Origin of the sequence: Sinorhizobium sp. KGO-5 (assembly GCF_036245905.1) — a bacterium.
Taxonomy (GTDB): Bacteria; Pseudomonadota; Alphaproteobacteria; order Rhizobiales; family Rhizobiaceae; genus Sinorhizobium; species Sinorhizobium meliloti_A.
The window spans coordinates 344202-361466 of record NZ_BDIZ01000004.1 but is presented as its reverse complement, the minus strand read 5'-3'; the positions used below and the strand labels follow the sequence as shown (position 1 = coordinate 361466).

21 protein-coding genes are annotated in these 17265 nt (G+C 63.0%); 16 read left to right on the top strand and 5 right to left on the bottom strand.

Features of this window, described 5'->3' with window-relative positions; genetic code table 11:
* Positions 1-5: 5 nt before the first annotated feature.
* Positions 6-206: a recombinase family protein gene (locus tag BHD07_RS20115; RefSeq protein WP_234819222.1), complete on the bottom strand. Its 201-nt coding sequence runs from the start codon at positions 204-206 to the stop codon at positions 6-8.
* A gap of 426 nt (positions 207-632) precedes the next feature.
* Here BHD07_RS20115 and BHD07_RS20110 point away from each other — a divergent pair, with 426 nt between their 5' ends.
* Both BHD07_RS20110 and BHD07_RS20105 read left to right on the top strand, forming a co-directional pair.
* On the top strand, positions 633-932 hold the full coding sequence (locus BHD07_RS20110; RefSeq protein ID WP_018095760.1) for a type II toxin-antitoxin system TacA family antitoxin: 300 nt from the start codon (positions 633-635) through the stop codon (positions 930-932).
* 6 nt (positions 933-938) lie between these two features.
* Positions 939-1439: a GNAT family N-acetyltransferase gene (locus BHD07_RS20105; protein ID WP_275597490.1), complete on the top strand. Its 501-nt coding sequence runs from the start codon at positions 939-941 to the stop codon at positions 1437-1439.
* A 71-nt stretch (positions 1440-1510) separates the two neighbouring features.
* Here the strand turns inward: BHD07_RS20105 and BHD07_RS20100 are convergent, their stop codons facing one another.
* Complete coding sequence (locus tag BHD07_RS20100) at positions 1511-1963, bottom strand: MarR family winged helix-turn-helix transcriptional regulator (protein WP_275597491.1); 453 nt, start codon at positions 1961-1963, stop codon at positions 1511-1513.
* A 183-nt stretch (positions 1964-2146) separates the two neighbouring features.
* On the opposite strand from BHD07_RS20100, the gene BHD07_RS20095 reads away from it, so the two are divergent.
* The 14 genes from BHD07_RS20095 to ureG all read left to right on the top strand — a co-directional run bounded on the left by BHD07_RS20095 (position 2147) and on the right by ureG (position 10943).
* Positions 2147-3142 (top strand): alpha/beta fold hydrolase, encoded by a 996-nt coding sequence (locus tag BHD07_RS20095; RefSeq protein ID WP_338282817.1) that lies wholly within the window; start codon positions 2147-2149, stop codon positions 3140-3142.
* 117 nt (positions 3143-3259) lie between these two features.
* Entirely contained in the window at positions 3260-3382 is a 123-nt protein-coding gene (locus BHD07_RS20090; protein ID WP_272939031.1) for a hypothetical protein, read from the top strand.
* Positions 3383-3439: 57 nt separating this feature from the next.
* The gene (locus BHD07_RS20085; protein ID WP_275597493.1) at positions 3440-4273 is read left to right on the top strand and encodes an urease accessory protein UreD; all 834 of its coding nucleotides are present in this window, start codon (positions 3440-3442) and stop codon (positions 4271-4273) included.
* A gap of 28 nt (positions 4274-4301) precedes the next feature.
* Complete coding sequence (locus BHD07_RS20080) at positions 4302-4604, top strand: urease subunit gamma (protein WP_100671906.1); 303 nt, start codon at positions 4302-4304, stop codon at positions 4602-4604.
* Between the two features lie 12 nt (positions 4605-4616).
* Complete coding sequence (locus BHD07_RS20075; protein WP_100671905.1) at positions 4617-4871, top strand: DUF1272 domain-containing protein; 255 nt, start codon at positions 4617-4619, stop codon at positions 4869-4871.
* An 11-nt stretch (positions 4872-4882) separates the two neighbouring features.
* Positions 4883-5188, top strand: a complete 306-nt coding sequence (locus BHD07_RS20070; protein WP_003525615.1) for an urease subunit beta — start codon at positions 4883-4885, stop codon at positions 5186-5188.
* Positions 5185-5604: a lysozyme inhibitor LprI family protein gene (locus tag BHD07_RS20065; protein ID WP_100671904.1), complete on the top strand. Its 420-nt coding sequence runs from the start codon at positions 5185-5187 to the stop codon at positions 5602-5604. The genes BHD07_RS20070 and BHD07_RS20065 overlap by 4 nt, the downstream gene beginning before the upstream one ends.
* A gap of 3 nt (positions 5605-5607) precedes the next feature.
* Positions 5608-6258 carry a Urease operon accessory protein gene (locus BHD07_RS20060; RefSeq protein WP_100671903.1) on the top strand — a complete coding sequence of 217 codons (651 nt, stop codon included), beginning with the start codon at positions 5608-5610 and terminating at the stop codon, positions 6256-6258.
* Positions 6259-6261: 3 nt separating this feature from the next.
* On the top strand, positions 6262-7974 hold the full coding sequence (gene ureC, locus BHD07_RS20055) for an urease subunit alpha (RefSeq protein ID WP_100671902.1): 1713 nt from the start codon (positions 6262-6264) through the stop codon (positions 7972-7974).
* A gap of 166 nt (positions 7975-8140) precedes the next feature.
* Positions 8141-8680, top strand: coding sequence for a peroxiredoxin (locus tag BHD07_RS20050; RefSeq protein WP_100671901.1), 540 nt, complete (start codon positions 8141-8143; stop codon positions 8678-8680).
* 129 nt (positions 8681-8809) lie between these two features.
* On the top strand, positions 8810-9166 hold the full coding sequence (locus tag BHD07_RS20045) for a putative quinol monooxygenase (RefSeq protein WP_198516700.1): 357 nt from the start codon (positions 8810-8812) through the stop codon (positions 9164-9166).
* Between the two features lies 1 nt (position 9167).
* On the top strand, positions 9168-9632 hold the full coding sequence (gene ureE, locus BHD07_RS20040; protein WP_100671900.1) for an urease accessory protein UreE: 465 nt from the start codon (positions 9168-9170) through the stop codon (positions 9630-9632).
* Positions 9625-10296 carry an urease accessory protein UreF gene (locus tag BHD07_RS20035; protein ID WP_338282807.1) on the top strand — a complete coding sequence of 224 codons (672 nt, stop codon included), beginning with the start codon at positions 9625-9627 and terminating at the stop codon, positions 10294-10296. Before ureE ends, BHD07_RS20035 begins: the two co-directional genes overlap by 8 nt.
* 35 nt (positions 10297-10331) lie before the next feature.
* Complete coding sequence (gene ureG / locus BHD07_RS20030; RefSeq protein WP_003525604.1) at positions 10332-10943, top strand: urease accessory protein UreG; 612 nt, start codon at positions 10332-10334, stop codon at positions 10941-10943.
* Between the two features lie 29 nt (positions 10944-10972).
* On the opposite strand, the gene BHD07_RS20025 is transcribed toward ureG, so the two are convergent.
* The 3 genes from BHD07_RS20025 to BHD07_RS20015 all read right to left on the bottom strand — a co-directional run bounded on the left by BHD07_RS20025 (position 10973) and on the right by BHD07_RS20015 (position 17074).
* Positions 10973-14284 (bottom strand): efflux RND transporter permease subunit, encoded by a 3312-nt coding sequence (locus tag BHD07_RS20025; protein ID WP_100671898.1) that lies wholly within the window; start codon positions 14282-14284, stop codon positions 10973-10975.
* A gap of 15 nt (positions 14285-14299) precedes the next feature.
* Positions 14300-15487, bottom strand: coding sequence for an efflux RND transporter periplasmic adaptor subunit (locus BHD07_RS20020; protein ID WP_100671897.1), 1188 nt, complete (start codon positions 15485-15487; stop codon positions 14300-14302).
* A gap of 594 nt (positions 15488-16081) precedes the next feature.
* Entirely contained in the window at positions 16082-17074 is a 993-nt protein-coding gene (locus tag BHD07_RS20015; RefSeq protein ID WP_100671896.1) for an ABC transporter substrate-binding protein, read from the bottom strand.
* Between the last annotated feature and the right edge of the window lie 191 nt (positions 17075-17265).

The following is a 17265-nucleotide window of genomic DNA, read 5'->3' as shown; positions in this document are numbered from 1 at the left end:
TCTTCTTACAGGCAATCTGGAAGGCCCGGCGGCAAACGCCGGGCCTTCTGCCGTTGTGCGCCCGGCATGGGCGCACTCTTGTCGCGGCTGACGCGATCCAGCGCCTCGGCAAGCACCATATCGAAGCGGCAGCGCGCGGAATCCATGACCAGCGCCTGGAGACCGGGCCGCTGGATCATGCTGGAGCCGGAGATGGAAGGGTCCACCTGCCTCCTTCTCGGCCCGTAGCCGGCACATGCGGAGCTGGTCGGCGATCGAGGCCTCGCGCTGCAGGTCCGAGGAACAGCGGGCGTAGACGGCAATCTTCACTGAGATTCGCTCCGAAGCATCAGGTGGTGCGCTTCCTCCGTCGCTTCGTCATCTGTATTCTTGAGCATAGCATTCCCTTGCCAACTGCCGTGCCAGGAAATCGACCACGCGCAGCCAGCGCGGGTCCGGATTGCCGCGGGGGGGGGGCGGCCACCGCGCTATCGCGCACTGTGGTATAGCGCGATGACCTATGGGATTCCCGCCTTGGCATCGCCATATCCCGCTCCGTCCCGCCTCTCGCCGACAACTTCGGCCATTGAATTGACCATCTCGTATTGCAGTATGCGATACAAACCCCTATATTCCCCCGAAGGAGACGAATGATGGCCAGCACAGCGGAACGCAAGGAATATCCCATCTCGATGCGCCTGCCCGAAGCAGACGTGGCGATGATTGATCGCGCTGCCAGCCTGCGGGGACGCTCGCGCACCGAATTCGTGCGCGATGCGGCGGTGCGCGCGGCCGAGGAAGTGGTCATGGAGCAAAGCCCGATCCGGATGAGCCCCGACAGTTTTGCCGCCTTCATGGAGGCCCTGTCCGCTCCGGCCGAACCTGTTCCCGAGATGGTCGAGCTGGCCAAACGGCCTGCTCCATGGGAGCCTGGCTACGTTCCGAGACGGTAATACCCGGTGCTATCCGTTCCCGAGCCGCTCTCCGCAGCGCATGATGTCTCGCAATTCTCGTGTGGCAAGCCGTCGCTCGATCACTGGCTGAAAACGCGCGCCCTGACCAATCAGGAGAAGGGGTTCACCGCCGTTCTCGTGGTGCATGAGGAAGGCCGTGCCGTCGGCTACTACGGTCTGGCGCCCACGGCGGTCGTGCCGTCGGTCCTTCCGCGTTCGATCCGCACTGGCCAGCCACCTGATCCCGTTCCCTGCCTCCTTCTCGGCCAACTCGCCACCGACACTCAGTGGGCAGGCTTGGGTATCGGGACGGGTCTGGCGAAGCACGCGCTACAACGCTGCGTCCGGGCGGCCAGCCTTATCGGCGGCCGCGCTGTGATGGTTAATGCGATTGACGTCGAGGCTTCGCTGTTCTGGCAGAGGCGTGGTTTCACGCCCTCGAAGGAAGATCCCTTCGTCCTGTTCCGATCCATCAGCGCCATCGCCGCCTCCTTCGCCGAGCGGTGACTATTCGGTCTTGGTGTTATCGGCTTAGCGCTGGTGTTCGAGCGCCGACGCTTCCTGTTCAATGATGCACTTTATCGCAGCAGCGATGCCCGGAGAGCCGCGATCTCTTGTTTCAGCCGGGCGACCTCTGCCGGCTCCATCCCCGTCGCATCGGCAATGCCGATCGGGACGCGGCTTGCTTTTTCCCGGAGCGCGCGGCCCGTCTCGGCCAGGCGCACGCGCACTTGCCGCTCATCGGCCTTGTCGCGGGTGCGCAAAATGTAGCCCATGGCTTCCAGCCGCTTCAGCATGGGAGTGAGCGTGCTCGACTCCAGGAACAGCTTCTCGCCCAGACTGCCGACGGTCTGGTCGTCCTTTTCCCAAAGAGCCACCATCACGAGGTATTGCGGGTAGGTCAGGTCGAGCTCGTCGAGGAGCGGCTTGTAGACACGCGTGAAGGCGTGATTTGCGGAGTAGATCGCGAAGCACAGGAAGTTGTCGAGCTTCATGAGTTCCTCCGAAGGAGGGAGGTTTGCCTTTGCCATCGCTTCGGTCCCGATTGTCTTTCCGACTATAATAAATCGTTCGCGATATAATCGCAAGGTATTGACGTCTGCCGCAGTCCGCGATAAATATCGTGCACGATTTAATTGTTGCCTATATAACTCCCGCGGCGATGATCGGATCGTGTGAATTTTGATCGGATTTCAGGGAAAGGAACATTTCCAATGACCAAGGCTCAGGCGAAGACAACCACGAACGACGTCTCCCGCAGAGAAATTCTGGCAGGCGCAATCGGCGCCGCTACCGCCGCGGCCGCACTCTCGGCCACCAGCCCGGCCGTCGCCGGTGGCGCCGAGCCGCAAGCCGGTGCGGCGGCCACGAGAGTAACCGGCAGCAGGATCAACACGCGTGATGGCGTCGAGATCATCTACAAGGACTGGGGTCCGAAGGACGGACCGGTGGTCGTCCTCAGTCACGGCTGGCCGCTTTCGTCGGACAGCTGGGAGGCACAGGCCTTCTATCTCGCCAGTAACGGCTTTCGGGTCGTCACCCATGACCGCCGCGGCCACGGCCGCTCGAGCCAGCCATGGGACGGCAACGACATGGACCATTACGCCGACGATCTCGCCGATCTGATCGAAACGCTGGACCTCAAGGACATCTTCCTTGCCGGCTTCTCGACCGGCGGCGGCGAAGTCGCCCGCTATATCGGACGCCACGGGACCGCCCGCGTCGCCAAGGCAGGACTGATCTCGGCAGTGCCGCCCTTGATGGTCAAGACCGACGACAACCCCGGCGGTCTGCCGAAGGAGGTCTTCGATGGCCTGCAGGCCGCCAGCCTCGCCGATCGCTCGCAGCTTTACCGGGACATCGCCTCGGGCCCGTTCTTCGGCTTCAACCGGCCCGGCGCGAAACCTTCACAGGGCATGATCGACAGCTTCTGGCTGCAGGGCATGACGGCCGGTCACAAGAACGCCTATGACTCCATCGTCGCCTTTTCGCAGACGGATTTCACGGAAGACTTGAAGAAATTCGACGTGCCGACGCTCATCATACACGGCGACGACGACCAGGTCGTGCCGATCGATGCTGCCGCCCGTGCCTCCAAGAAGCTGGTGCCTCAAGCCGAGTTGAAGGTCTATCCGGGTGCGCCGCACGGCATCACGGATACCCACAAGGACCAGCTCAACAAGGACCTGCTCGACTTCGCAAGGTCCTGAGCCAGCGGGAATGCAAAGCAGCTGAAAAGGGCACCCTCGGGTGCCCTTTTTGTATCCGACCGGCTACCCATCGGCTCGATTTCATGCACTATCCGGAAGGATTCCGGGAGACATATGATGACCGCCAAGCCGCGCATTCTTATCACTCGCCGCTGGCCGCAGGCCGTGGAGCGGGTTTTAGACGTGTCGGCCTCCTCGCTTTTGCGAGGCTTCGGCTCTTCCTGTGAAACAATGGTTTGACTTCTGCAACGCGGTTCGGGCGAAAACCCGTCCCAAGGGGAGCTTCGGCGAACGTCCATGGAAACGGCAGCGATCATCGCACCGCAGCGGGCGAGAGGAGAGGGGCGGCTCGTCGCCAAGGCCGAAGGCGGACGCACGCGCATCGCCGAGCTCTACCAGGAAGGCTGTGCCAAGATCCGTCTGCCCAGAACCTTCGATGCCTCGATGGAGGCCGTGCTCATCAATTCGTCGGGCGGCGTGACGGGCGGTGACCGGCTTTCCTGGGAATTCAGGGCGGGAGAAGGCACGAAACTCACGCTGACGACGCAGGCCTGCGAGAAGATCTACAAGGCAAGCGCCGGCACGGCCGAGATTGCGACGCGCATAGCGGTCGCCGCCGGCGCTCACGTCGACTGGCTGCCGCAGGAGACGATTCTGTTCGATCGGTCGGCCCTGTCGCGGAGCCTGGAGGTCGACCTTGCCGCCGACGCATCCTTTCTCGCGGTGGAGGCAGTTCTGATCGGCCGCAAGGCCATGGGCGAGGAGGTGCGCGCCGGCCTCTTCCGCGACAATTGGCGAATTCGAAGCGGCGGCAGGCTGATTCACGCAGAGAACCTCGCCTTGGCCGGAGACGTCGCGGCGCTTGCGTCGCGGCGAGCGGTCCTCGACGGCGCTTCCGCCTTCGCGACCCTCGTCTATGCCGCGCCGGATTGCGAGTCGCAGCTTTCCAGAATGCGTCTGGCGCTCGCGGGACATGCCCTGTCCGGCGTCAGCCATTACCAAGTCGGCGGTCGGGACAAGATCGTCGCCCGCCTTGCTGCGGCCGATGGGTTCGCGCTCAGAAAAATCCTGATCCCGCTCATTTCGCACTTGCGTAAAGACGCGTCTGTGCCGAAAGTCTGGACTCTCTGATCCCTGCAATCGATCTGGACGGCGACGCATGAATCTCACTCCGCGCGAAAAAGACAAGCTGTTGATTTCCATGGCGGCGATGGTCGCGCGGCGGCGGCTCGAGCGGGGCGTGAAGCTCAATCATCCCGAGGCTATCGCCCTCATCACCGACTTCGTCGTGGAAGGCGCGAGAGACGGCCGTTCCGTCGCCGATCTGATGGAGGCAGGCGCCCATGTTCTTACCCGCGATCAGGTGATGGAGGGCATTGCGGAGATGATCCACGACATCCAGGTCGAGGCGACTTTTCCCGACGGGACGAAGCTCGTCACCGTCCACGAGCCTATCCGCTAGCGAGGAGGCACCATGCTCAGCCTGCGTCCAAACTGCGAATGCTGCAATCGAGACCTGCCACCCGATAGCGACCATGCGATGATCTGCACCTTCGAGTGTACTTTTTGCGCCGGCTGTGCGGAAACGAAGCTTGGCGGGACTTGCCCGAATTGCGGAGGCGAACTGGTCCGGCGCCCGGTGCGGCCTGTGGCAATGCTGAAGAAATATCCGGCATCGACGGAGCGCGTCCTGAAGCCCGAAGGCTGTGCGCCCGAACGAGCCGTCTGAGGGGAACGAGCATGATTCCAGGTGAGATTATCGCCGCCGCCGGTGAGATCGAGTTAAATGCGGGCCTCGAAACCGTCAGCATCGAGGTTGCTAACTCCGGGGACCGACCGGTGCAGGTCGGCAGCCATTATCACTTCGCCGAGACCAATCCGGGCCTGATCTTCGACCGTGACGCCGCGCGCGGCAAGCGGCTCGACATCCCTGCGGGTACGGCCGTCCGCTTCGAGCCTGGACAGACACGGCAGGTGACGCTCATCCCGCTTTCGGGAAAGCGCGAGGTTTTCGGCTTCCGCCAGCAGGTCATGGGGAAGCTATGAGAGCGGCCGGTGCTGCTTTGAGCCTGTTGTTGTGCTGCACGGCTTCCGCCTATGCGCAACAGCCCGAGCCGGATTGCGGGAAGGCCGTGACCCAGATGGATCTCAACATATGCGCCGATCAGGACTACCGGGCGGCGGATGCGGAGCTGAACAAGACCTACCGCCTTGCGGTCGCGGCCATGCAGGCGACCGACAAGGAGCTTGGCGGCATCGACGCGGCTTACGTCGGAGCGCTCGAGGCACTGAAAAAAGCCCAGCGCGCCTGGATCGGCTATCGCGACGGCCAATGTGAACTCGCCGGGTTCGAGGCGAGGGGCGGCTCGATGAAGCCCATGCTGGTCTCCGGTTGCCTCGCAGAGCTGACACGCAAGCGCACGGCCGAGCTCAAGAAACTCATGGAATCTTCGGAGAATTGATCATTGCAAAGCGGCCGCGTCATCATGATCGTTGGCAATGGTGACGTGCCCGAGGGCGCTGCCGCGACGATCGATGCAGCCGATCTGGTGATCCGTTTCAACGATTGCCGCTCGGTCGGGAAGGGCGGCAGCAAGACCGATATCATCGCCGTCTGCAACACCGGCCGCCCGGCACTGTCAATGCTTGGCGGCGGGCGCTGGAAGACGAGCGAGCCGGTCCGGCAGGCACGCGAGCTATGGAGCGTCCGCGCCGGAGCCAGATTCGCCGCGATGCGGGCAGCACTTGCCGAGACACATCCGGATCTCGACGATTTCTGCGACGACTATACGGCCGGCTTCGAGAGCTTCGCGCGGGCTACGGCACGCAAGCACCGGGTCATCGCGGCCGAGACGCATGACCGGCTGGAGCGCGATCTCGCCCACTTCGCGCCGTCGCCTTATGTCGCGCCGTCGAGCGGCTTGGTGGTCATTTCCGACATCGTGTCGAGCTTTGTCGCAGCCGGCGACGATGTCGTGCTTGCCGGCTTCGGCCATATAGGCTGGCAGTGGCACCCGTTTGCCGCCGAGCGCCGCTATGTCGATGCGCTCGCAGCGCAAGGGCGGCTTCGAAGGCTTCATCCATTTGTCTCTTCAGATTTGCCCCAGGGAGCCTGAACCATGTCCTACAGAATGTCGCGCGCGGCCTATGCCAACATGTTCGGTCCGACCGTGGGCGACAAGGTGCGCCTCGCCGACACCGAGCTCTTCATCGAGGTCGAAAAGGACTTCACCACGCATGGCGAGGAGGTGAAGTTCGGGGGCGGCAAGGTCATCCGCGACGGCATGGGCCAGAGCCAGGTGACGCGCGAAGGCGGCGCGGTCGACACGGTGATCACCAATGCGCTGATCCTCGATCATTGGGGGATCGTGAAGGCGGATATCGGGCTGAAGGACGGGCGGATCGCGGCAATCGGCAAGGCCGGCAATCCGGACACGCAGCCGGGCGTCACCATTATCGTCGGTCCGGGCACGGAGGTTATCGCCGGCGAGGGCAAGATCGTCACGGCCGGGGGCATGGATAGCCATATACACTTCATCTGCCCGCAGCAGATCGAAGAGGCACTGATGAGCGGCCTGACATGCATGCTCGGCGGCGGGACGGGACCGGCGCACGGTACGCTCGCCACGACCTGCACGCCCGGACCCTGGCACATCGCCCGCATGATCGAAGCGGCCGATGCGTTTCCGATGAATCTCGCCTTTGCGGGCAAGGGCAACGCGTCGCTGCCTGGAGCGCTCGTTGAAATGGTGCTCGGCGGCGCGACTTCGCTGAAGCTGCACGAGGATTGGGGCACGACGCCGGCCGCCATCGACTGCTGCCTCTCCGTGGCCGATGAATACGACGTGCAGGTTATGATCCACACCGACACCCTCAACGAAAGCGGATTCGTCGAGGATACGATTGCGGCGATCAAGGGCCGGACGATCCATGCCTATCACACGGAAGGCGCCGGCGGCGGGCATGCGCCCGATATCATCAGGATCTGCGGCCAGCCGAACGTCATCCCGTCCTCCACCAATCCGACGCGGCCCTATACGGTGAACACGCTTGCGGAACATCTCGACATGCTGATGGTCTGCCATCACCTGTCGCCCACCATTCCGGAAGACATCGCCTTCGCCGAAAGCCGCATCCGCAAGGAGACGATCGCGGCGGAGGATATCCTCCACGATATCGGCGCCTTCTCGATCATTTCCTCCGACAGCCAGGCGATGGGGCGCGTCGGCGAGGTGGCGATCCGCACCTGGCAGACCGCCGACAAGATGAAGCGCCAGCGCGGACGGCTCCAGGAGGAGACCGGCGACAACGACAATTTCCGCGTCAAGCGCTATATCGCCAAATACACGATCAACCCGGCGATCGCCCACGGTCTCAGCCACGAGATCGGCTCGCTCGAGGTCGGCAAGCGCGCCGATCTGGTCCTCTGGAATCCGGCCTTCTTCGGCGTGAAACCCGACATGGTGCTCCTCGGCGGCACGATCGCAGCAGCCCCCATGGGCGACCCGAACGCCTCCATCCCCACGCCGCAGCCGGTCCACTACCGGCCGATGTTCGGCGCCTATGGAAAGAACCGGACCAACTCCTCGGTCACCTTCGTCTCGCAGGCGTCGCTCGATGCCGGGCTTGCCGGCAGGCTCGGCGTCGCCAAGGAGCTGGTCGCCGTTCAGAACACGCGCGGCGGCATCGGCAAGGCGTCGATGATCCACAACAGCCTGACGCCGCATATCGAAGTAGACCCGGAAACCTACGAGGTCCGCGCCGACGGCGAGCTCCTGACCTGCGAGCCGGCGACGGTGCTGCCGATGGCGCAGCGCTATTTCCTGTTCTGAGCCGAACAGCCATGCATCGGCCGCATGGCTGCCATGCGGGAGGCCTCGAACCGTCGCTTTGATGCTGCACTGCAGCGGAAATTTCGTTAGGAAGGGCACTCGATTTCGCCGGTGCGTCTGTCCTCCCAAGACTGCGCCGCCGGCAGCCAGTTTTTAGGAGATGATGATGCTCGGCAGAAAAGTTCCCGCTGTAACCTTCCGCACCCGCGTCCGCGACGAGTCCGTCGGCGGTTCCAATCCGTTCCGCTGGCAGGACGTTACCTCGGACGACTATTTCGCCGGCAAGCGCGTCGTGCTGTTTTCGCTGCCGGGTGCTTTCACCCCGACCTGCTCGACCTACCAGTTGCCGGACTTCGAAAAGCTCACCTCCGAATTCCGGGGTCTCGGGATCGACGAGATCTACTGCGTCTCCGTCAACGACGCCTTCGTGATGAACGCCTGGGGCAAATCGCAGGGCCTCGAGAACGTCAAGCTCATTCCGGACGGTTCGGGCGAGTTCACCCGCAAGATGGGCATGCTCGTCGCCAAGGACAATCTCGGCTTCGGAATGCGCTCCTGGCGCTATGCCGCCGTCGTCAACAACGGCGTTGTCGAGCAGTGGTTCGAAGAGGAAGGCTACTCCGACAATTGCGACAGCGATCCCTACGGTGTCTCCTCGCCGCAGAACATTCTCGCGGCGCTGAAATCCAAGAAGCTCGCCGCCTGATCCCGATTCTACCGAATCGATAAAGCCCCGGCTGCCGCAAGCAGGTTCCTGAAAATCCACGCGATTTTCGCCTTCTTGCTGGTGCCGGGGCTTTTTCTCGCTACAGTGAAGACTTCCAAGAGGAAGCGGATGTGGGGGCGCGACCCGCGCACGTTTCCTCTTTCACCGGCAAGGGGAATGCAGAAATTCATGGTTTACATTATCGCATATCTGACGGCGCATGCGGGCAAGGGCGACGAGATCGTGGCGCTGACGAAGCCGCTGATCCAGGCGACGCTGAAAGAGGCCGGTTGCGTCAGCTATGAGCTCTATCGCAAGCCCACGGATCCCGATGCGCTGGTGTTCGTGGAAACATGGAAGGACAGGGCAGCTATCGATGCCCATTTCGCCGAACCGCATCTGATGGCCTTTCAGACGGCGGCGGCAAGCCTGCTGGCGAGCGCCCGCGTCGAGATCGTGCATCCGGAAAAGATCGAGGTGGTCTGACGTGCCCTATCGCTCGACCGAAGTTCGTTCGCCCGGTCCGGGCGAGAGGGCGCCGCTCCATCGCCTGACCCTGACGCATGAGCAGCGCCATCTGCGCCGCAAGCTCCTGCACCTCGACAACGACGAGGTGGTGATGCTGGATCTCAAGGAGCCCGTGATGCTCGCCGATGGCGATCTCCTGGTGCTCGAGGGAGGCGGCCATATCGAGGTGAAGGCGGCAGCGGAGGCGCTTTACGACATCCGCGCGCGAAACGCGCTGCATCTGATAGAGCTTGCCTGGCATCTCGGCAACCGGCACCTGCCGGCGGCGGTGGAAGAGGGACGGATTCTGATAGCCCGCGACCCGGTCATTCGCGCCATGCTGGAGGGCTTGGGCGCCACCGTCGATGACGTGATCGAGCCCTTTCATCCCCTGCACGGCGCCTATCACCAGCACGGTCACGGCGATCACCACCGTCATGGCTGAGAATGCCGATACGCAGTCGCTCCTGCGTCTCGTTACCTGGCTCTCGCCCGCCTTTCCCGTCGGCTCCTTCTCCTATTCCGGCGGTCTGGAGCAAGCCATTCATGACGGGCTTGTCACCGGTGCCGACGATTTGCGGCTCTGGTGCGAAACGCTCCTGGATCACGGCACGACGTGGAACGACGCGCTGCTTCTGGCGGAAGGTTACCGTGCATATGACGATGCCGCGCGGTTGATTGCGGCATCGGAACTGGCCGAGGCGCTTGCCGGATCGCGCGAGCGGCACATGGAAACCATGCTCCTCGGCGAGGCGTTCCTGGCCGCCGCCGGCCACTGGCCGCACGCGGCCCTTAAATTCCCCGGCGGGAGAGCCGCCTATCCGGTGGCGGTCGGCGCGGTCGCCGGAGCGCACTCTACCGGCCTCGAAGCGGCGCTCGCCGCCTTTCTCAACGCCACCATATCGAACGCGGTGTCGGTGGCTATCCGCTGCGGCGTTACCGGCCAGCGCGACGGGGTCGGCATGCTTGCGCGTATGGAGGGGACGATAGGGGCGGCGGCAGAGCGCGCCGCGCGCGCCTCGCTCGATGATCTTGGCGCCGCGACGATCATCGCCGACATTGCCTCGCTGCGACACGAGATCTTGCATTCACGATTGTTCCGCACTTAACGGAACGACGGACGGACTTCGAAAGGATAGAAGGGATGCCATCGAAAAACGGTCCTCTGCGCATCGGTATCGGCGGTCCGGTCGGGTCCGGAAAGACGGCACTTACCGACAAGCTCTGCAAGGCCATGCGGGAGAAATACTCCGTCGCGGTGGTCACGAACGACATTTACACCAAGGAAGATGCCGAAGCGCTGGTGCGTATGCAGGCCTTGCCTTCGGAGCGGATCGTCGGGGTCGAGACGGGCGGATGCCCCCATACGGCGATCCGCGAGGATGCGTCGATCAATCTTCAGGCGATTGCCGATCTCAACCGCCGCATTCCCGATCTCGATGTCGTCTTCATCGAGTCGGGAGGGGACAATCTGGCAGCGACCTTCTCGCCCGATCTCGCTGATCTTACGATCTATGTGATCTCGGTCTGCCAGGGCGAGGAAATTCCGCGCAAGGGCGGACCGGGAATCACCAGGTCCGATCTGCTGGTGATCAACAAGAAGGATCTCGCCCCTTACGTCGGTGCCGACCTCGGGGTCATGGAACGCGATGCGGCACGGATGCGAGCCGAAAAGCCGTTCGTGTTCTCGGATATGAAACGCGGCGACGGGGTGGAGCGGATCGTCGAATTCCTGACGGTGCACGGGGGACTCTGAGGAGAGCACCCCCCGGCGCAGCTCTCGTCCTATTCCGCGGCCAGCGCCGGATGGCTGATGACCTTGCCGTCGGACTTGCGGCGCTTCTCGTCTTCGAGCGCCTTGATGCGCTCTTCGAGGCTCTCGATCGTGCTGCCCTGTTCGGCGGCAAGCTTGCTCAGCGCCTCCTGGTCGAGCGGCGGTTCTTCCTCGTCCTTCTTGCCGATGAAGCGGCCGAAAGCCCAGGCGAGGAGACGCGACAGGTCGTCCATGATCAGGAAGAAGGACGGAACCACGACGAGGCTCAGGACCGTCGAGACGATAATGCCGCCGATGACGGCGATCGCCATCGGTGCACGGAAGGAACCGCCTTCGCCGACGCCCAGCGCCGAGGGCAGCATGCCCGCGGACATGGCGATTGATGTCATGACGATCGGACGGGCCCGCTTCCGTCCCGCCTCGATCATGGCAAGCGTCCGGTCCATGCCGTGATGCATCATCTCGATGCCGAAGTCGACGAGCAGGATAGCGTTCTTGGTGACGATGCCCATCAGCATCAGGATACCGATCAGCACCGGCATGGACAGCGCGTTCTGGGTGAGGATCAAGGCGGCTGCCACGCCGCCGATCGCGAGCGGTAGCGAGAACAGGATGGTGAAAGGCTGTATCACATCCTTGAACAGGAGGATGAGCACGACCAGAACCATCATCAGACCCAGCAGCATGGCGTTGCCGAAGCTCTCCTGCATCTCGGCCTGCACCTCGGCGTCGCCGCTTTCGAGGAACTGGACCGTCGCAGGCAGATCGGCGTCGGCGGCGATTTCTCTGAAGCGGGCCGATGCCGTGTCGAGCGCCACGCCGGCGGGCAGATCGGCGCCGAGCTTGACGACGCGGTAGCGGTCGTAGCGCTTGATGGAACTCGGCCCTTCCGCATAATTGATGTCCGCGACGCTCGACAGCGGCACGGTCGCTCCGGATGCCGTCCGGACCTTCAGGTTGCGGATCGCCGCCAGGTCGGTGCGAAAATCACGGTCGAGCTGCACCCGAATCGGGATCAGGCGCCCGTCGAGCGCGATCTTCGCCAACTGCGCGTCGATATCGCCGATCGTGGCGATGCGGATCACCTCGGAGATCTGCGCCGTCGTAATGCCAAGGCGCGACATCTGGTCGTCGCGGGGCCGGATCTGCAGTTCCGGTCGGGGCAGCGCGCCCTCGGGGCTGACGTTGGCAAGCAGCGGGTCTCGGCGCAGATCCGCTTCCAGGGTGGCGACCGCCTTGTCGAGATCCTCCTCGTTGTTGGAAAGCAGGTTGAACGACAGGTCACGTTCGCCGCGATCGTTGAGCTTGGTGACGCGGACATCGGGAATCGATCGCAATCGGGCGAAGATTTCCCTCTCGATCTCGGATTGCGGTTTGATCCGCCCGGCCGGGGGCAGCTTCGGCAGGTATTCGCCGATCAGCGGAGTGCGGCCGATCACGTCGTTAACGACCTTGTTGATCAGCGAATGATCGAGCTTCTCGAGCAGCACCGTGACGGCAGCGCGTCGCAGCTCGAGGTCGCCCTTGGGCGAGGCGCCGCCGAGTACGAAGACGTTTTCCACGCCGTCGATATCCTTGACGCGATTGTAGATCTCGGTGGTGGTCCGGTCCGTATCCGCGAGCATTGCGTCCGGCGGCAGTTCGATCGACAGGCTTACGCGCGAGCTGTCTTCCGGCGGCAGGAAGCTGCCCGGGACGAAGACGAGCAGCGCGACCACCGAACCGACCGAGAGCAGGATGGCGACGAGCAGCGTGGAGTAGCGCGTGTACCAGCGTTTCGTGGTGAAGCGTACGAGGCGCGTGTACTGGCGCATCATGAAGCCTTCATCATCATGATGCCCGCTGGCATCCGAAGGCTTCATCAGATAGGCCGCCATGACCGGCGTGATCAGGCGGGCGACCAGGAGCGAGAAGAACACCGAGACGGCGACCGTCAGGCCGAACTGGATGAAGTATTGTCCCGGAATGCCCGGCATGAAGGATACGGGCACGAAGACGGCGATGATCGTGAAGGTGGTGGCAATCACCGCAAGGCCGATCTCGTCCGCAGCCTCGATCGCTGCGCGGTAAGGCGACTTGCCCATCCGGATATGACGCTCGATGTTCTCGATCTCCACGATCGCATCGTCGACGAGAATACCCGTCGCGAGCGTCATCGCCAGGAAGCTGACGAGGTTCAGCGAGAAACCGAGCAGTTCCATCACCCAGAAGGTGGGGATCGCCGAGAGCGGCAGTGCGACCGCCGAAATCAAGGTCGCGCGCCAATTGCGCAGGAACAGCATCACGACGATGACGGCGAGCAGCGCGCCCTCGATCAGCGTATGAATCGCCGCCTCGTAATTGCCGTAGGTGAAGTAGACCGAATCGTCCACCATCTCGATGGAGACGTCCGGGTGCTTTGCCCGGATTTCATCGAGCGTCTTGCCGACGGTTTCCGCGACCGACACTTCGCTCGCCCCCTTGGCGCGGAACACGGCAAAGGTGACGCCGGGCTGCCCGTTGAAGCGGGAGAACGACTTCGGCTCCTCATAGGTGTCGATGACATTGCCGAGTTCCGACAGACGGACGAAGCGGCCGTTCGGCAGCGAGATCATCGTACTCGCCAGCGCCGTTACGTCGCGCGTGTCGCCCAATGTGCGGATCGCCTGTTCGCTGCCGCCGACCTGGCCGCGGCCGGAACCGAGGTCCATGTTCATCCGGCGAAGCTGGGCGTTGACGTCGGCGGCGCTGATGCCAAAGGAATTCAGGCGGTCCTCATCGAGCTCGACCCGGACTTCGCGGTCGGAGCCGCCGTAGCGGTCGACACGGCCGATGCCGGTCTGGCCCTGGATGGCGCGCTTGATCGTGTCGTCGACGAACCAGGAGAGCTCTTCCAGCGTCATGCCCGGCGACGAGACGGAAAATGTCTGGATCGCCTGGCCTTCCACGTCGACCTTGGAAACGATCGGCTCTTCGATCGAGGTCGGAAGATCGCTGCGGATGCGGTCGATGGCATCCTTGACATCCTGCACGGCCTGCGTCGTCGGGACTTCCATGCGGAAGATGACGGCGGTCGTCGAAATGCCGTCGGTGATCGTCGACTCGATATGGTCGACGCCGGAGACGCCGGCGACCGCGTCCTCGATCTCCTTGGTGACCTGGGTTTCCAGTTCGGCGGGCGCCGCACCGCTCTGCGTGACGGCGATCGAAACGATCGGCACGTCGATGTTCGGGAAGCGGGTGATGGGCAGCGAATTGAACGACTGCCACCCGAGCACCACGAGCACGAAAAACGCCAGGATGGGCGCGACCGGATTGCGAATAGACCAGGCGGAGAAATTCATGGTCTCATGTTCCCGTCAGTTGGTTGCCGGCTCGGCGGATTCGACCGGATTGATGCGGTCGCCATCGCGCACATAGGCACCGGCCTTCGCCACCGCCTGTTCACCCGGTTCGATGCCGGAGAGTATCTCGATGAATTGTCCGTCCTGGATGCCCGTTTCGACAGGTACCAGGCGCACGACACCGTCTTCTACCTTGCGGACGATGGACTTGCCGTCTTCCGATGTAACGGCCGTTTGCGGCAAAACCACCGTTTCCTTCTGCTCCGCCACGATCACCGCGCTGGCATACATGCCCGCGCGCGCCTTGGACGCGTCGGTCAGGCTGATACGCACCGTGCCGAGGCGCGTTTGCGGGTCGACCGTAGGGGCGATCAGGCGGATCTTCCCCTCGATCGTGGTGGTGCTGCCGGCAAGCTTGACTGTTGCGGTCTGCCCCACGGCAAGCTTGATCACATCGGACTCGGCGACATCGGCCCACATCTCGATTTCGCCGTCGCGAATGATCGCGAACAGCGGCTCGCCGCTGCCGCTGGCGATCGCACCGACCTTGGCGTTCTTTCGCGAGACGACGCCGCTCACCGGCGCCTTCACGGCGGTCCGTGCAAGACGCAGGTCGACGTCGTCTATCTGGGCCTGCACTACCTTGATATCTGCCGTTGCGACGCTCACCGACTGCTCCGCCGAGCGGACGCGTGCGCGGCCCGCTGCGGCAAGCGCTTTCAAGCGGTCGGCCTCGGCAGTCGAGACCGTACCGTTTTCCGACAGCTGCACAGCACGGTTCGCGACGCGCGTCGCCTCTTCCGAATTGGCCGTCACTTCGGCAAGCTGGGCGTGCAACTGGGCGAGCGATGCCTCGGTCTTTGCGAGGTTGGCTTCGAGCTGACTTCTTTGCAGAAGCAGGGCGTCCTGGTTGAGGGTGGCCAGCGTGCTGCCTTTTTCCACCCGGTCACCGACGTCGACATTGAGCGACCGTATGGCGAGGCCATCCACCAGGGGAGAGACATAGATCTCCTCCACCGCCTCGATGGAACCGGTGGCGATGACGCGGTCGGTGATCGCACGCTTCGTCGCTTCGGTCACGACGATGGAGGGCGGCGCCTGTTTTTGCGGCGGCTTGGCGGCCTCTTCGGCCGAAGCGCTCACAAGCGCGGACAGGAGCATCGCTGCACAAGCGCCGATGAGAGGCAGGAGTTTCTGAGCCATAGGCCTGTTTTCCCGAAGCTGAAGCACACGTGCCCGATCACGCCCGCGCGGGGGCGAATATCCGGCCGCAATCACGCTATTTCACCTACAGCGCCGCGCGTCTTTTCGGACGCGCAAGGACCGCTGCAGCATTTTGAATCGCTGCCCGGGCAGCGGTTTCAAGCCACAGGCACCGGATGGGAAGAAAATTCCCTGATGGGCAATCCTAAAGAAATAAAGATTCCTCCATTCGCTTGCCCTCCAGTCAAACGTTCCGGCCTATGTAGTCGCCGGAGCAAATGCTTACAAGAGCGGCGAAGCAATGGTGCCTCACTATTTCTACTGTCATGCGTCTTCGGATGCAATACGGGTGCAACCTGAAGGTAGTCTTAACAACCACAGCGTGGTGAGCGATTTTCGCCGTTCGACAGCGGACCCGCCACGCCAAGCCATTGGAATCGAGCCTTTGTGGCGCGGGCGGGCGCTGGTCGGTGCGCTTCTCCGAGGAGTAACGCTGCGACCTTTGACCACGGGTGCGAGTTCGCGGCAAGCGGCACGCCTCCGCATAAGGAGCGCGCGGCGAGACCCACGCGCTCCTGAATGTCATGCGGCGCCTTATTTCAGCGCCGCGTCCGTGATCTCGTGGGTCCAGGCGCCTTCCGGCTCCTTGGAAATGACCGGGTCGGAGCCGCCGGCCAGCAGCGACTGGACGGTGCGCTTGTAATCCGCCTCGTCGAGCGCCCCGCTGGATCCTGCAGTCAGCTTGGCGACTTCGCCCATCATGCGCTTCTGGTGCTTTTCCGTCTGCGCGCCGGTCGAGTCGTTCTCGAGCACGATATCGGCCGCCTCGTCCGGATTCTCCTCGGCATATTTCCAGCCCTTCATCGAGGCGCGGACGAACTTCACCATCTTGTCCTTGAAGGCCTCGTCCTTGAGCTTGTCCTCGAGCACGTAGAGGCCGTCTTCGAGCGTGGCGACGCCCTGGTCCTCGTATTTGAAGGTGACCAGATCCTCCGGCTTGATGCCGGCATCGATGACCTGCCAGTATTCGTTGTAGGTCATGGTGGAGATGCAGGCGGCCTGCTTCTGAATCAGCGGATCGACGTTGAACCCCTGCTTCAGCACGGTCACGCCATCCGGTCCGCCATCCGTCGGGATCTTCAGATGCGACATCCAGGAGAGGAACGGATATTCGTTGCCGAAGAACCAAACGCCGAGGGTCTTGCCCTTGAAGTCTTCGGGACCCTTCACCCCGGATTCCTTCAGACAGGTGAGCATCATGCCCGATGTCTTGAAGGGCTGGGCGATATTGACGAGCGGCACGCCCTTTTCGCGCGTGGCGAGGGCGGATGGCATCCAGTCGACGATGACGTCGGCGCCGCCGCCGGCGATCACCTGCGCCGGAGCGATATCCGGTCCGCCGGGCTTGATTTCGACGTCGAGGCCCTCTTCCTCGTAAAAGCCCTTGTCCTTCGCCACGTAGTAGCCGGCGAACTGCGCCTGGGTCACCCACTTCAGCTGCAGCGTGACCTTTTCGGCGGCATTGGCGTGGAAAGCGGCAAGCGAAAAGACGCTCGCTGCCAGCAGAATTCCAAGTTTCTTGTTCATTTCAGTTCCCTCTTATCGTTGCCTTGTCGTTCTAACACTTTGAAACTACGCATTTCGGCCGGGAAGGCCATTACGCATTTTCCCGGAAGTGCCCTGGAGCATTTCAATGTTTCATGGAAACACTGAAATGCTCCAACCCTTTGGTCCAACGCACTTCCGGACGGAAAACCGTTACACACTTTTCCTGGAAG